Raw genomic sequence first — 14,049 nt, 5'->3', positions numbered from 1 at the left:
GGTCCTTCAGCGCAGCAGGTAGGGGATGTTCACGGTGACGGCGTCGGCCGGGCAGCGGGCGGCGCACGGGCCGCAATACCAGCACTCGTCGACGTGCATGTAGGCCTTGCCGGTCTCGTCGCTGATGGCCAGGGAGTCGAGCGGGCAGACGTCCACGCAGAGCGTGCAGCCGCTGATGCACAGCGCCTGGTCGATGGTCACCGGGACCTCGACGCGCTGGTTGACGAGACTCACGGGTGCTCCTGTCTGCTGAGGTGGCCGCGCATGGTGAGGCGGTCGCCACGGAAGCGGATGAACTCCAGGTCGATGGGGCGGCCGTCGGCCAGGTGGGCCAGGCGCTCCACCATCAGCAGGGCGGCGCCGCGGGGCGCGCCGAGGACGGCGGCGGTGTGGGGGTCGGCGTTGATCGCCTCGACGGTCAGCTCGGCGCTGCCCAGGGGCTGGCCGGCGATCCGCTCCAGCAGCACGAAGATGTCGTTGTGGGCCAGGTCGGCGTCGAACAGGGGCTCGCCGACGTCGGTGACGATGTAGGTCAGGTCCAGCGAGAGCGGCACCCCGTTGAGCCTGCGCAGCCGCTCGATGTAGACGACCGGCTCCCCCTCGGCGATCCGCAGGCGGCCGGCGACGGCGGCGGGCGCCTCGATGATCGTCATCGATCTGACCTCGTTGACCACCTGGCCGTGCTCGTGGAGCGTCTCGGCCAGGCCGAGCAGCCGGTGCAGGCCGTGGGGATACTTCTCGCCCGCGACCGTGGTGCCCACGCCGGGGCAGCGGTCGATGAGCCCTTCCCGCCGCAGCAGGTCGAGGGCCTCGCGCATGGTGTTGCGCGTCGTGCCGTACTCTCGCGCGAGCACCGCCTCCAGCGGCAGCGGCCGGTCGCCGAACTGGCCGTGCAGCACCTGCCGGCGCAGCAGGTCGGCCACCTGCCTGGCACGATCCGCCCGTGTCCGCATCACGAACCCCCCTTCCCGACTAACCCTACTTAGGTGGTAGGAATATGGGAATAACGACGGGATTGCGCCACTTTTCTGCCTCTCCGACCTGGTGGAAAGGTGGACATCCGCCACCGGATACCGTGGCGTCCGTGGACGTCTGGGTGATCAGTGGACCGCCGGGAGCGGGCAAGTCGACCGTCGCCGCCGAGCTGCTGGCGACCCTCTCCCCCACCCCGGCCCTGCTCGACAAGGACACCGTCTACGGCGACTTCGCCGGCGCGGTCCTGGAGGCGCATGGCAGGCCGTTCGGCGAGCGCGAGGGCCCCTGGTACGACCAGCACGTCAAGCGCCACGAATACGCCGGGCTCACCCGCCTGGCCAGGCAGATCCGCTCCCACGGCTGCCCGGTGATGCTCGACGCGCCCTTCACCTCCCAGATCCACTCCGCGCCGTTGTGGGAGGCATGGGTGGAGGAGCTCGGCGGGCCCGCCGTGCACCTGGTCTGGGTGCGCTCCGACGGGCCCACGCTGCGGGCCCGGCTGGAGGCGCGGGGGCGCCCTCAGGACGCGGCGAAGCTGGCCGACTTCGACAACTGGCTGAAGGCGATCAGAGTGGACGAGCCGCCCGCCGTGCCTCACCTGGAGGTCGATCGGCGGACAGGTCGGTGATCGCCATGTGGCCGGGCAGGTGCGCGATGGCGTAGGGCACCCCGCTGACCATGATCGCGACCTGGGGCGTCACGCCGCAGGCCCAGAAGACCGGCGTCTCGCCCGGGCGCACCTCCACGAAGTCTCCGAAATCCGGCTTGTCAAGATTGATCGCGATCTCTTCGGGGCTGCCGACGTGGACGGGTTCGCCGTGCGCGTGCGGGAACCTCCGGCTCACCTCGATCGCCGCCGGCACGAGGTGGTCGGGGATCGGCCGCATCGACACCACCATCGGGCCCGAGATCCGCCCCGCGGGTTCGCACACGATGCTGGTGACGAACATCGTCACGTTGCGTCCCAGCTCCAGGTGGCGCACCGGCACCCCGGCCGCCAGCAGCGCCTCCTCGAAGGTGAAGGTGCAGCCGATCAGGAACGGGACGAGGTCCTCGCGCCACTGCCCGGTCACCTCGGCGTGTTCCTGCGCGACCCCCTCGCGGTAGACCCGGTAGCCGGGCAGGTCGGTCCGCAGGTCGCCGGGGAACCAGCGCGTGCTGTGCGCCCCGGGCTCGCCGACGTCGACCAGCGGGCAGGCCGCGGGGTTGAGCCGGGCGAAACGTTCCAGGTCACCGGCGTACTCCTCGGGGACCGCGATCAGGTTCGCCTGGGTCCAGCCCGCGCACCAGCCCGCCGTGGGAACCTTCTCGCCGTGGCGGAACCTGGCGCGTGCCTGGGCGGGCGTGAGTCTGGCAACCTCCATAGTTGGTCTTATCCCCCCGAGTCCCGCCGCGTCCAGACCGTGATGTCGTGACATTTACGGGTAGCGGCGCTGCCATGCGCCTGGACGTCAACCTCCTCGACTACGCGCTCATCGCCATCTACTTCGTCGTCGTCCTCGGCATCGGCTTCGCCGCCCGCCGGGCGATCACCACCCAGGACGACTTCTTCCTGGCCGGCCGCGGCCTGCCCGCCTGGGTCACGGGCCTGGCCTTCGTCTCGGCCAACCTGGGAGCCATCGAGATCCTGGGCATGGCCGCCAACGGCGCGCAGTACGGCGCGATGACCGTGCACTACTACTGGGTGGGCGCGGTTCCCGCCATGGTCTTCCTCGGCATCGTGATGATGCCCTTCTACTACCGCTCACGCGTGCGCAGCGTGCCCGAGTTCCTGCGCAGGAGGTTCAACCCGTCCACGCAGCTGCTCAACGCGATCATGTTCGCCGTCGCGCAGATCCTCATCGCCGGGGTCAACCTGTACGCCCTCGCCCTGGTGATGGAGGCGCTCCTCGGCTGGCCGCTGCCCGCCTCCGTGCTGGTCTCGGCGCTGATCGTGCTGTCGTACATCACCCTCGGCGGGCTGTCGTCGGCGATCTACAACGAGGTGCTGCAGTTCTTCGTCATCCTCGCCGGCCTGATCCCCCTGACCGTCCTGGGCCTGATGCGGGTGGGCGGCATCGACGGCCTGGCCGACCGGGTACGGCAGAGCACCCTGGGAGAGGCCGGGCTGCACACCTGGGCCGACACCGCCGGCGACAACCCCATGCAGGCGCACTGGATCGGCATCGTCTTCGGCCTGGGCTTCGTGCTCTCCTTCGGGTACTGGACCACCAACTTCGCCGAGGTCCAGCGTGCCCTCTCGGCCCGCAACACCAACGCCGCCAGGCTCACCCCGATCGTCGCCGCCTACCCCAAGATCTTCATCCCGCTCGTCACCGTCATCCCCGGCCTCGTGGCGCTCGTCATGTTCGACGGCCTGGGACAGGGCGACTCCGAATACAACGACGCCATCCCGATGCTGATGCGCGACCTGCTGCCCAACGGCCTGCTCGGCATCGCCGTCACCGGCCTGCTGGCGTCGTTCATGGCGGGCATGGCGGCCAACATCAGCGGCTTCAACACCGTCTTCACCAACGACCTGTGGGCCGCCCACGTCGTCAAGGACCGCGACGACGCCTACTACGTGCGCGTCGGCCGCATCGCCACCGTCGTCGGCGTCGCCCTCGGCGTGGGCACCGCGTTCATCGCCGCGGGCTACTCCAACATCATGGAGTACCTGCAGGCGCTGTTCTCCATCTTCAACGCCCCGCTGTTCGCGACCTTCCTGCTCGCGCTGTTCTGGAAGCGTATGACCGCCTGGGCGGGATTCTGGGGCCTGCTCGGCGGAACGCTCGTGGCCATCGCCTCGTACGTGCTGTACAAGAGCGGCACGATCGACTTCGGCACCGAGCTCAACGCCAGCTTCTGGGGCGCGGGCCTGGCGTTCGCCTCCGACATCCTCATCTCCGTCATCGTCACGTTCTTCACCGCGCCCAAGCCCGTCGACGAACTGCGCGGCCTGGTGTACGGGCTCACCGTCGACGTCGAGGACGACGCGCTCAAGGGCGACGAACGCTGGTACCGCAACCCGCTCGTCCTCGGCATCGGCGCCCTCGTCCTGTCCCTCGCCATGTACGGAGTGATCCTGTGAAGCTCGACATCAGGCAGGTCATCGGCGGGCTCTTCCTGCTCTACGGCGTCATCCTGATCGCGGTCGGCCTGATCGGCGGCGAGGCGCCCAACCTGTGGACGGGCGTCGCCATGGCCGTCTTCGGCGGCGCCTTCCTCGCGTGGGCGCGCCTGAAGCGGATCTAGAGTGGCCGGTGTGCCGCCGGAGAACCTGCCCGTCATCGAACGCGACGCGGTCCGCGTGGTCGTCATCGACTCCGCGGACCGCATCCTGCTCTTCCACACCCGTGACCCGACGATGCCCGAGAAGGGGCAGTGGTGGGAACTGCCCGGAGGCGGGATCGACCCGGGCGAGAGCCCGGCCGAGACCGCGGTGAGGGAACTGCGGGAGGAGACGGGCATCGCCGTCTCCCCTGAGCAGGTGTCGGCGCCCTCGTGGAGACGGGACGCCTCCTTCCGGTACCGGGGCACCCGGCGGCTGCAGCACGAGGTCGTGGTCGCGGTGCGGCTGGGAGTGCCCGGTCCGCCGGTCGACGGCGGCGGGCGGGTGGAGTTCGAGGACGAGGACTACTTCGGGTTCCGGTGGTGGCCGGTGGACGAGGTGGTGGGCAGCACGGAGCTGTTCTACCCGCGGGAGCTGCCCCGGCTGCTGAAGGCGTTTCTCGCGGGCGAGCAGATCGACCAGCCGTTCGAGCTGTGGTCCTAATCTCTGGCCACCACACCCTCAGGCGGCGTCGAGAGCTCCGGTGATCTTGCGCGACATGTCGGCCAGGGCAGGGCCGGGGGTGCCCTCGTGGGTGCGGGCGGCCGCCTCGACGGCGACGATGACGGTGCGACGGAAGTTGTCCGCCTCGTCCGGGACCTGCTGCTTGAGCAGGCTCATGGCCGCGGTCAGGGCCGGCAGCACCTGGTCGGCGATCGCCGCCACGGACGTGCTGTCCAGCTTCATGTCCTTGGGGTAGTCGGCCAGCACGTGCCCGACCAGCCCAGTGGCCGAGGCCAGGGCGAGGGAGCCCTGGGTGGCGGCCCGGTGGGGCTTGCCGGCGGCGTCGGCGGCCGACATCAGCGTGACGGCGCCGTAGGCGGCGGTGCGCAGGGTGAGCTTGTCCTGGTCGGTGAGGGTTACGGTCATGGCAAGTGCTCCTTAGTTGTCGAGTGCCTGGTAGACGGTGGTCCAGAAGTCGTGGAAGACGTGGGCCGAGTTGGGGACGGACAGGCCGACCTGGGTGACGAGGATGCCGGTGAGCTGGTTGACCGGGTCGGCGTAGGCGGAGGCGCCGCTGCCGCCGTCCCAGCCGAACTGGCCGATCGGGGCGTAGTCGCTCTGGTAGGTGCGCACCGCCATGCCCAGGCCCCAGCCGCCGTGCTGGCCCTGGCCGAAGGAGATGTGCACGTTGTCGCGGGCCAGCGCGTTGCGGGCGGCGTTCTGCTCGGCGGTGAGCCGGTTGGTGGTCATCAGCTGGACCGCGGCGCGGGACAGGATGCGCTGGCCGTTGTGGACGCCGCCGTTGAGCAGCATGCGGAAGTAGGCGTCGTAGTCGTCGACGGTGGAGTTGAGGCCCCCGCCGCCCGACGGGAACGCGGGCGGCCGACTGTGGCGTCCCCCGTCCGCCGGGTCCCACACGTGGAACTCGCCGGTCTCCGGGTCGGGCGCGTACAGGTCGGGCAGCCGGTACAGCTGGTCGGCCGGGACGTGGAAGCCGGTGTCCTTCATGCCGAGCGGGTCGAAGACGCGCTCGCGCAGGAACGACTCGAACGGCTGGCCGGTCACCCTGGCCACCAGCACGCCGAGCAGGTCGTTGCCGATGTGGTACTGCCAGCGTTCGCCGGGCTGGCTCATCAGCGGCAGCGTGCCCAGGCGGCGCAGCCACTCGTCCGGCTCGGGCATCGGCACCGGCAGGTTGGGCGTCAGCCCCTGCTCGAAGATCGCGTTGAAGATGGGCGTGCCCACCGCCGTGAAGTCCAGGCCGAGCCCGAAGGTCGAGGTCAGCACGTCGCGCACGGTGATCGGCCGCCGGGCGGGGACGGTCTCGTCCACGGGGCCGTCGATCCGCTTGAGCACCTGCCGGTCGGCCAGCTCGGGCAGCCACTGCTGGACCGGGTCGTCGAGCCGCACCCGGCACTCGTCCACCAGAACCATCGTCGCCGCGACCGTGACCGGCTTGGAGGTGGAGGCCATCCGGAAGATGGTGTCCCGCGCCATGGGAGCGCCGCCCCCGGCCGCCATCGTGCCGAGCGCCTCGACGTGGGTGTGCCCGCCCCGGCTGACCAGGGCGACGACTCCGGGGACCTTCCCCGAGTCGACGTGCCGCGCCAGCGTCTCGCGCAGCCTGCGCAGTCCGGAGGAGGAAAAGCCGGTTGATTCGTGGTTCGCCATGCTGAGAACGCTAGGCAGCGGCCCGGGGGCGCCGAATCTGTCGCGTTACCGAAGGTCCATGCGGGCGAGTTCGTGACGGGAGGCGACGCCGAGCTTGGGATAGGCCTTGTACAGGTGATGGCTGACCGTTCGCGGGCTGAGGAACATCTGCCCGGCGATGTCGCGGTTGCTCATGCCCGCCGCAGCCAGCCGTACGACCTGGAGCTCTTGCGCGGTGAGCTGGGCCAGCAGGTCGGGGGCCTGCTCGCGGGCCTGGGGCGTCTCGCCGGTGGCCCGCAGCTCGGTGGAGGCGCGCTCGGCCCAGGGGGTGGCTCCCAGCCGCAGGAAGGTCTCCAGCGCGATGCGCAGGTGGGGGCGGGCCTCGGCCCGTCGGCGGCCGCGCCGCAGCCACTCGCCGTAGAGCAGCTCGGTCCTGGCCTGCTCGAAGGGGACCGTGCTCGATCCGCTCAGCTGCACGGCCCGCGCGAACAGCCGCTCGGCCGCCTCGCCCTCCGCCAGGAGCGCCTGGCAGCGCAGCGCGACGGCGCTCACCCACGGCTGTCCCGTCGCCCGTGCCCAGGCGGTCAGGCTCGCCGACGGCTCGGCCGCCAGCTCGGGCCGTCCGGCGCGGACCGCCGCCTCGACGTGGGCGGCCAGGTGGGAATAGGTCCTGTTCATGGCGAACAGCCCGCTGGAGACGTCACGGACACTCCACCTCAGGACCTCCTCGTGGCGGCCCAGGCTGAGGTCGAGGAGATCGCGGGCGTCCAGCGCCTCGGTCCCGCTCTCGGTGATGCCGTGGCGCAGGATGTCGCCGGTCAGCTCCTTGCACCGCGCCTCGTCGCCCTGGATCGCCGCCACGCAGGCCAGCAGCCCGGCCAGGTGCCTGCCGTAATGGGTCCGCTCGGTGTCCTGGGCGATGCGCAGCCCCTCGGAGGCGGTGACCTCCACGTCGCGGAAACGCCCGAGGAGCCACTGGGCGCGGCCCACGTACAACAACGCCTTCGGGAGCGCGCCGATGGCGCCGACCGCGCGGCACTCCCGCACGATGGCCAGGGCCTCGTCGTGGGCGGCCTCGGCGTCGGCCATCCACGACAACCACGAGTGCAGGATCAGCCGTTCACGCGGACCGCGGTCCGGGTCGTCCCCGATGGAGTTCATGAGGTCGAGCAGGGGGGCCGTCACGCCGTCGGCCAGCTGCGCGATCGCGCCGGTGGCGCTGGCCAGTAAGGGGTCGCGGGATCCGGCCGCGGTGCGGGCCGCGAGGCCGGTGATGGCGGGCACGTCGCCCGGCGACCAGGCGGAGACGATGGCGTTGAGGAAGAGGAAGGCGGCCTCGCCCGGCGCCTGCCCGGCGATCCGCGCGGCCACCTCGGCCAGCTCGACCGCCTGCGCGCCGTGCTCTTGCTCCTGGGCCAGGGTGATCCGCATCTTGGCCAGGCGCGCCAGGACGTCCGGCCGGCCGGTGGAGGCGACGATCTGCTCGTCGAGGGCGGCGGCCACCTGGGTCTGACCGGCGTCGGCGGCGGCCTCGGCGGCGCGGGCCAGCCGCTCCGCCCGCCGTTCGGTGTCGGGCGTGAGCTGCGCGGCCCGCTGGTAGGCGGCGGCGACCGCCGCATGGCCGCCGCGCGCGGAGGCCTGCTCGGCGATGCGTTCCAGGTCGGCCGCGAGCCCCTCGTCGGGGCCGATGGCCGCGGCGCTCAGATGCCAGGTGCGGCGGTCCTGGTCGCCGCGCGCGCCGGACACCTCGGCGAGCGCTCGATGGACGGCGAGCCGTCTGGTGACGGTCGCCTCCCGGTAGGCGGCTGAGCGCACCAGGGGGTGGCGGAAGGTGAGGCGGCCGTCCACGAAGCCGATCAGGCCGTCGATCTCGACCGGCTCCAGGTCGTCGAGGCTGACCCCGAGGAGCTTTCCCGCGTCCAGGACGACGTCCAGGGCGCCGCTCTCCTCCGCGGCGGCGATCAGCACCAGCAGCCGCGACCTTTCCGGCAGGGCGCGCAGCCGCTGGGCGAACTGCTCCTCCAGCCGGCCCGACAGCTGCTGGGCGCCCAGCCGGAAGGCCTCGACGGGCAGTTCGCCCGCCCGCTGCGCCGCGGTGAGCGCGCCGGGCAACTCCAGCAGGGCCAGCGGGTTGCCCTGGGCCTCGTCGAGGATCTGGTCGCGCACGTGGGGCGCCAGGCCTGTCGGGTGTTCGGCCAGCAGCGCGGCGCCCGCCGTACGGGATAGCCCGCCCAGGCGCAGGTCGGGCAGGCCGGGGGCGGCGAACGGGACACCGTCGCGGGCCCCGAGGATCATCACGATGCCCTCCGCGTCGAGGCGCCGGCTGGCGAACAGCAGCGCGTCGGCGGAGGCCTGGTCGAGCCAGTGGGCGTCGTCGATCACGCACAGCAGCGGCCGGTCCTCGGCCAGCTCGCTGAGCAGCGACAGGGTGGCCAGGCCGACCATGAACCGTTCCGCGGGCCGGGCCTCGGTCAGCCCGAAGACCCCGCGCAGCGCCTCGGCCTGCAGGGGCGGCAGGGCGGAGATCCGGTCGGCGAAGGAGCCGAGCAGCAGGTGCAGTCCGGCGAAGGCCAGCCCCACCTCGGTCTCCACGCCCACGCCGCGCAGGATCCGCATCTCGTCGGCGGCGTTCTCCGCGTATCGCAGCAACGCGCTCTTGCCGATCCCCGCCTCACCGCGCACCACGACCGCTCCACTGCGCCCGGCGCGGGCGCCGGTCAACAACCGGTCGATGACCGCCCGTTCGGCCTCGCGCCCGTGGAGCACGTAAATCCTCCCACCAGTCGTGTTACTGATTCGGATCAGCGGACACAAAGCTTAGCGTTGCGTGCGACATGACCCTTTATTACGAGAAACGCGGCAATGGGCCGATTCTGGTGGTCTCTCCGACGCTCGAAGGCGACGCCGGATACACGGTCGACCTGATCGACCGGCTGGTCGATCACTACACCGTGGTGACCTACGACCGGCGCGGACTGTCGCGCAGCGCCACGGACCGGCGGGGAGCCGGGGTCACGATGGCCGAACACGCGGACGATCTGCACCACCTGGTGGCCGGGCTCACCGACGAGCCCGTCCGCATGCTCGGCTGCGGCATCGGCGCGGTCATCGGGCTGCACCTGGCGATGGGCCACCCCGCCCAGGTCGGCGCGCTCGTGGCGCACGAGCCCGTCGCGCCGCCGCTGCTGCCCGCCGACGCCCGCGGGCACTACGAGCGCCAGCTGGCCGGGATCCAGGAGATCCACCGGCGCGACGGCGTGGCCGCCGCCTTCCGGGCCGTCGCCCGGTCGTTCGGCCTGTCGGCCGCCCCCGTCGAACCCGGCCTGACCCCGCACCCGCTCACCCCGCGGCGGGTCGTCAACTTCGGCTTCCTCGTCGAGCACGACTGCACCGCGCTCGCCCAGGACGACGCCGACTACGCGGCGCTGCAGGAGAGCACGGTCCGCATCGTGCCGGCGTACGGCGGGGCGACGCCGCCGGCGAGCTTCGCCCACCGGTGCGCGGTCGAACTGGCGGGGCTGCTCGGCATCGAGCCGGTCGTGTTCCCCGGCGGCCACGACGGCGGCGTCACCCATCCGCGCGCGTACGCGGCCCGCCTGGTCGAGGTGCTGGACCGGGAGGAGGGCCCGGCCTAGAGGTCCACCCCGAACGTGTGCTCCCCCAGCCCGTAGCCCTCTCCCCGGGGAACGACGTGCCCCTGGGCGACGAGGCTGGTCAGGCTCTGCCGGACGGCGTCCTCCGGCAGTCCCGTCAACCGGCACAGGTCGTCGAACAACGCCCCCTTGCCCTCCACCGCCTCCGCGGCCACCGCCTCGTAGACGTGCAGATCGGCGTCGGACAGTCCCTGAACGTCGTGATCGCTCATCGCTCTCGTGCCCCCTCCCTGAGCCTGCCCGGATCCACGTGACGCTCCGGGTGGCGCCGCAGGTACTCGCTCTCCAGTTCGTTGGTGCGCGAGGTGTGCCGGGCCAGGGCGTCGTCGGAGCCGTGCAGGAACGTGTCGGTCCTGGTCTGGTGCAGATGGCGCAACTCTCGGAGCAGGTCGTCCTCGGTCAGGCCGCGCGGGTCGATTCCCATGGCTGTCATGAGGCAGCCTCTACCCAGGAATGCCCGACAGTTGCTAGTCATATTTCCTGACATATGTGTCACACTCCGCATATGGACCTCGAGCTCAGGCACCTCAGGATCGTCCGCGCCGTCGCGGACGCCGGAAGTGTCAGCAAGGCGGCGACTCGATTAGGGCTGGCGCAGCCGGCGCTGACCGCCCAGCTCAAGCGCATCGAACGGCTGCTCGGCGGGGCGTTGTTCGAGCGCGACAGGACGGGAGCGCGGCCGACGCCGCTCGGCGAGCTGGTGCTCGACCGGGCCAAGGTGCTGCTCCCCGCGGCCAAGGAGCTGCAGGACGAGGCGGTGCGCTTCGCCAACGGGCCGACGACCGGCTACCGGATCGGGGCCACGGCGGGCAACGTGCTGGGCGGCCTGGTCGACCGCCTGGCCGGTCACGGTCCCGTGCGCACCTCCACCTCCTGGTCGGCCAACGAGCTGGCGACCATGGCGGAGCTCGGGCGGCTCGACTTCGTGCTGGTCGGCGTCTGCGGCGACGCGGGGCCGCCGGGCGAGTCGATCAGCTGGGGCACGATCGGCACCGACCCGGTGTTCGTCATGGTCGGCGAGGGGCACCGGCTGGCGGGTCATCACGACGTGGAACTGTCGGAGCTGGCCGGGGAGTACTGGGCGGTCAATCCGGGCGACGGCTGCTTCGGCGACTGCTTCGCCGCGGCCTGCGCGCGGGCGGGATTCACGCCGGGCACCATGTACGAGACCGACGTGGCGACCTGCTACCACCTGGCCAAGGTGGGACGGGCGGTGGTGCTCTGCCAGGCCACCCACCGGCCTGTGCCCGGCCTGGTGATGCTGCCCCTGCGCGGAGCCCCGCTGCGCTGGCGCCACCTGCTGGGCTGGCATCCTTCGACGCCGGGCGCCTCATGGGTGCTGGCCCAGGCCAGGCTCGCCCACCAGGAGGCGGTACGGCAGAGCCCGGTCTACGACGCGTGGCTGGTCCATAACCCCGTGATAGGGGCGAAGTGGTAGTCCTCGGTCGCCGGGAGCGCCGTTACGGTGACGGCACCCCCAGCGAGCAAGGAGAAACCATGCTACGCACCCCCGCGCTGGTCGCCATCGCGATCGGCGCATTGGTCCTGACCCCCGTCCCTGCCTCGGCCGCACCCACCGCCGAGCCCCCGCAGGGCATGGTCGACGCCATGGAGCGCGACCTGGGCATCACCCAGGACCAGGCGATCAAGCGCCTGGCCAACGAGGCCCACGGCAACGCCACCGCCCCTGACCTGGCCAAGCAGCTCGGCGACTCCTACGCGGGCGCCTGGTACGAAGGTGCCGAGGGCACGTTCGTGGTCGGCACCGTCAAGAGCTCCGACTCGCGCGCGATCCGCCGCGCGGGCGCCCAGGCCAGGGTGGTCGCCCGTTCCCTGGCCCAGCTCAACGGCGTCAAGGAAGGCCTCGACAAGGCCGCGCGCCCGTCGTCCTCCGTGCACTCGTGGGGCGTCTCCCCGCAGGACAACGCGATCGTCGTGGCCGCCTCGGACGCCGCCGCCGCGCAGGCGTGGATCGCCTCCGCGGGCGTGGACGCCGCCGGCGTGAAGATCGTCGAGTCGGCCGAGCAGCCCAAGCCGCTGGCCGACATCCGCGGCGGCGACGCCTACTACATCCCGGCCGCCGGCTACCGCTGCTCGGTGGGCTTCGCCGCCCGCCGCACCAGCGACAACGCGCTCGGCTTCACCACCGCCGGCCACTGCGGCGACGTCGGCCAGGCGACCAACGGCGCCAACCAGCAGGCCCAGGGCACCTTCCGCGTCTCGTCGTTCCCCGGCGACGACTACGCCTGGGTCGAGACGAACTCCAGCTGGACCGCGCCCGGCGTGGTGAACGGCTACAGCGCGGGCATCCTGCCGGTGCGCGGCCAGACCGTCACCCAGCCGCAGGGCTCGATCTGCCGTTCCGGCTCCACCACCCAGTGGCACTGCGGCACGGTCACCTCGCTCGGCCAGACGGTGAACTACCCCGAGGGCACCGTCTCCGGGCTGACCCGCACGACCGTCTGCGCCGAGGGCGGCGACTCGGGCGGCGCGTTCATCACCAACGACCAGGCCCAGGGCATGACCTCGGGCGGCAGCGGCAACTGCACCTCAGGCGGCACCACCTACTTCCAGCCGCTCGCCGAGATCCTCAACCGCGGCTACACCCTGGTGCTCGCGGGCGGCGGCCCGAACCCGCCGACCGGATGCGCGGCCTACAACGAGAAGTTCACCGCGTCGATCTCCTCCGGCCAGAACCAGTACCACCCGAACAACTCCTACTACTACTCCTCGGCCTCCGGCACCCACGCGGGCTGCCTCGACGGTCCCGACGGCACCGACTTCGACCTCTACCTCCAGAAGTGGAACGGCTCCTCCTGGGCGACCGTCGCCACCAGCAACGGCTCGGGGCCCGATGAGAGCACCAGCTACAACGGCACCTCCGGCTACTACCGCTACCGGGTGCACGCCTACAGCGGCTCGGGCTCCTACACGATCGGCCTGAACCGTCCGTAATCCGCCTTCCGGACGGTGCCTCCCGAGGGCGGCACCGTCCGGATACCGCATGAACCAGCAGATGCGCTGATCGTTGGTGTATAACCACGCCTGATGCTGAATATCGGGTCGGGGTGGAACGATCTGCCGGTGGGCCGGGCCGTACGGGTGATCGGGACGCGCGCGGACACGCCGGCGTCCGACCCGCTGACGCCCGCCGTCGCCGTGCTCTGCCCGCGCGGGCGCGACCTGCCGTCGCAGGCGCTCGACGAGGTCGAGTCCGCCTGCCTGCGGCTGTTCCCCGCCTGGTTACCGGGCGCCGAGGGGCTGGCGGGTTCCGGCGGCGCCGCGCCGGCCGCCGCCCGGAGCCTGGCCCACGACCTCGCCCGCCGTACCTCCCACTTCGGCCCCTGGCTGAGCGACCTGGCCGAGCGCGCGGTCACCGGCTCGCGCGGGCGCCGCTTCCCCGCCGAGACCAGGGCCGTGGGCCTGTCCAGGGTCCTGGCCGCCTCGTACGGCAGAGCGTCGGCGGCCCTCCTGGTGCGCGTCCCCGAGGGGCTCGGTCCCGGCGACGAGCACGCGTTCGTGTCGGGGGCGCACTGGCTGGCCAGGTCCGGCCGCTTCGGCGTCTGGCTTACCGGCGCCGAGCTGCGCGAGCCGATCGAGGGCGCCGAGGTGCCCGTCGCCCCGCCCTCCGGCTGGCACCCGGATCTCCCCGCGTCGTGCTACCCGCCCGTGGCCGGGCGCCCCCACCCCGGCAGCCCCGCCGAGCTGCGGCTGGAGCAGGCCCTGGCCCGCCATCCCTGGGCCGCGGGCCGCGAGTGGAACCGGCCCTACCAGCACACGCCGCTGCACCCGCCCATCCATCCCGACCTGATGTGGCGGGCCGACAGGTGCGTCGTGGAGGTGGACGGTCCCGACCACCGCGGGCCGGCCAAGTTCGCCCGCGACCGCCGCCGCGACGTCGACCTCCAGCTCGACGGCTTCGCCGTCCTCCGCTTCACCAACCAGGACGTCCTCACCGATGTGGCGTCCGTTGTGGCACGGATCGAACGTTTCCTCCGCACCCGCAGAGAAGGCTGA

The 14,049-nt window shown here is 71.9% G+C and carries 15 protein-coding genes and 1 pseudogene; 8 read left to right on the top strand and 8 right to left on the bottom strand.

The window, feature by feature from the left end:
• Window positions 1-6: 6 nt before the first annotated feature.
• Entirely contained in the window at window positions 7-234 is a 228-nt protein-coding gene (locus ACIBH1_RS06950) for a ferredoxin family protein (protein ID WP_181608086.1), read from the bottom strand.
• On the bottom strand, window positions 231-953 hold the full coding sequence (locus ACIBH1_RS06945) for a GntR family transcriptional regulator (RefSeq protein ID WP_397313094.1): 723 nt from the start codon (window positions 951-953) through the stop codon (window positions 231-233). Before ACIBH1_RS06945 ends, ACIBH1_RS06950 begins: the two co-directional genes overlap by 4 nt.
• Window positions 954-1,084: 131 nt before the next feature.
• On the opposite strand from ACIBH1_RS06945, the gene ACIBH1_RS06940 reads away from it, so the two are divergent.
• A complete protein-coding gene (locus ACIBH1_RS06940; protein WP_397312648.1) occupies window positions 1,085-1,603 on the top strand; it encodes an AAA family ATPase in 519 nt (172 codons plus the stop codon).
• Here ACIBH1_RS06940 and ACIBH1_RS06935 read toward each other — a convergent pair.
• Window positions 1,542-2,339 carry a putative hydro-lyase gene (locus ACIBH1_RS06935; RefSeq protein WP_397312647.1) on the bottom strand — a complete coding sequence of 266 codons (798 nt, stop codon included), beginning with the start codon at window positions 2,337-2,339 and terminating at the stop codon, window positions 1,542-1,544. The genes ACIBH1_RS06940 and ACIBH1_RS06935 overlap by 62 nt on opposite strands.
• Window positions 2,340-2,386: 47 nt before the next feature.
• Here ACIBH1_RS06935 and ACIBH1_RS06930 point away from each other — a divergent pair, with 47 nt between their 5' ends.
• Genes ACIBH1_RS06930 through ACIBH1_RS06920 form a run of 3 tightly spaced genes read left to right on the top strand, consistent with a single transcriptional unit; the run spans window position 2,387 to window position 4,729 of the window.
• The gene (locus ACIBH1_RS06930; protein WP_397312646.1) at window positions 2,387-4,045 is read left to right on the top strand and encodes a sodium:solute symporter family protein; all 1,659 of its coding nucleotides are present in this window, start codon (window positions 2,387-2,389) and stop codon (window positions 4,043-4,045) included.
• Window positions 4,042-4,209 (top strand): hypothetical protein, encoded by a 168-nt coding sequence (locus tag ACIBH1_RS06925; protein WP_397312645.1) that lies wholly within the window; start codon window positions 4,042-4,044, stop codon window positions 4,207-4,209. Before ACIBH1_RS06930 ends, ACIBH1_RS06925 begins: the two co-directional genes overlap by 4 nt.
• Window positions 4,210-4,219: 10 nt before the next feature.
• Entirely contained in the window at window positions 4,220-4,729 is a 510-nt protein-coding gene (locus ACIBH1_RS06920; RefSeq protein WP_397312644.1) for an NUDIX hydrolase, read from the top strand.
• Between the two features lie 18 nt (window positions 4,730-4,747).
• Here ACIBH1_RS06920 and ACIBH1_RS06915 read toward each other — a convergent pair whose 3' ends face one another.
• From ACIBH1_RS06915 to ACIBH1_RS06905, 3 genes are read right to left on the bottom strand one after another with little or no spacing between them, the layout of a single operon-like run.
• The gene (locus tag ACIBH1_RS06915) at window positions 4,748-5,155 is read right to left on the bottom strand and encodes a hypothetical protein (protein ID WP_397312642.1); all 408 of its coding nucleotides are present in this window, start codon (window positions 5,153-5,155) and stop codon (window positions 4,748-4,750) included.
• A 12-nt stretch (window positions 5,156-5,167) separates the two neighbouring features.
• Window positions 5,168-6,400 (bottom strand): serine hydrolase domain-containing protein, encoded by a 1,233-nt coding sequence (locus tag ACIBH1_RS06910; protein WP_397312641.1) that lies wholly within the window; start codon window positions 6,398-6,400, stop codon window positions 5,168-5,170.
• Window positions 6,401-6,445: 45 nt separating this feature from the next.
• Entirely contained in the window at window positions 6,446-9,145 is a 2,700-nt protein-coding gene (locus ACIBH1_RS06905; protein ID WP_397312640.1) for an AAA family ATPase, read from the bottom strand.
• Between the two features lie 68 nt (window positions 9,146-9,213).
• Here ACIBH1_RS06905 and ACIBH1_RS06900 point away from each other — a divergent pair, with 68 nt between their 5' ends.
• Window positions 9,214-10,014 (top strand): alpha/beta fold hydrolase, encoded by an 801-nt coding sequence (locus ACIBH1_RS06900; RefSeq protein ID WP_397312639.1) that lies wholly within the window; start codon window positions 9,214-9,216, stop codon window positions 10,012-10,014.
• On the opposite strand, the pseudogene ACIBH1_RS06895 reads toward ACIBH1_RS06900, so the two are convergent.
• A pseudogene (locus ACIBH1_RS06895) lies at window positions 10,011-10,250 on the bottom strand (hypothetical protein); the annotation flags it as partial. The gene ACIBH1_RS06900 and the pseudogene ACIBH1_RS06895 sit on opposite strands and share 4 nt — an antisense overlap.
• A complete protein-coding gene (locus ACIBH1_RS06890; RefSeq protein WP_397312638.1) occupies window positions 10,241-10,465 on the bottom strand; it encodes a DUF6158 family protein in 225 nt (74 codons plus the stop codon). The gene ACIBH1_RS06890 and the pseudogene ACIBH1_RS06895, both read right to left, overlap by 10 nt.
• A gap of 72 nt (window positions 10,466-10,537) precedes the next feature.
• Here ACIBH1_RS06890 and ACIBH1_RS06885 point away from each other — a divergent pair, with 72 nt between their 5' ends.
• The 3 genes from ACIBH1_RS06885 (at window position 10,538) to ACIBH1_RS06875 (ending at window position 14,049) form a co-directional block, all read left to right on the top strand.
• Window positions 10,538-11,470, top strand: coding sequence for a LysR family transcriptional regulator (locus ACIBH1_RS06885; protein ID WP_397312637.1), 933 nt, complete (start codon window positions 10,538-10,540; stop codon window positions 11,468-11,470).
• Window positions 11,471-11,529: 59 nt separating this feature from the next.
• Complete coding sequence (locus tag ACIBH1_RS06880; protein WP_397312636.1) at window positions 11,530-12,987, top strand: S1 family peptidase; 1,458 nt, start codon at window positions 11,530-11,532, stop codon at window positions 12,985-12,987.
• A gap of 93 nt (window positions 12,988-13,080) precedes the next feature.
• Window positions 13,081-14,049, top strand: a complete 969-nt coding sequence (locus tag ACIBH1_RS06875; RefSeq protein ID WP_397312635.1) for an endonuclease domain-containing protein — start codon at window positions 13,081-13,083, stop codon at window positions 14,047-14,049.

Origin of the sequence: Nonomuraea sp. NPDC050663 (assembly GCF_044456985.1) — a bacterium.
Taxonomy (GTDB): domain Bacteria; phylum Actinomycetota; class Actinomycetes; order Streptosporangiales; family Streptosporangiaceae; genus Nonomuraea.
This window is presented reverse-complemented; position numbering and strand designations above follow the sequence as displayed.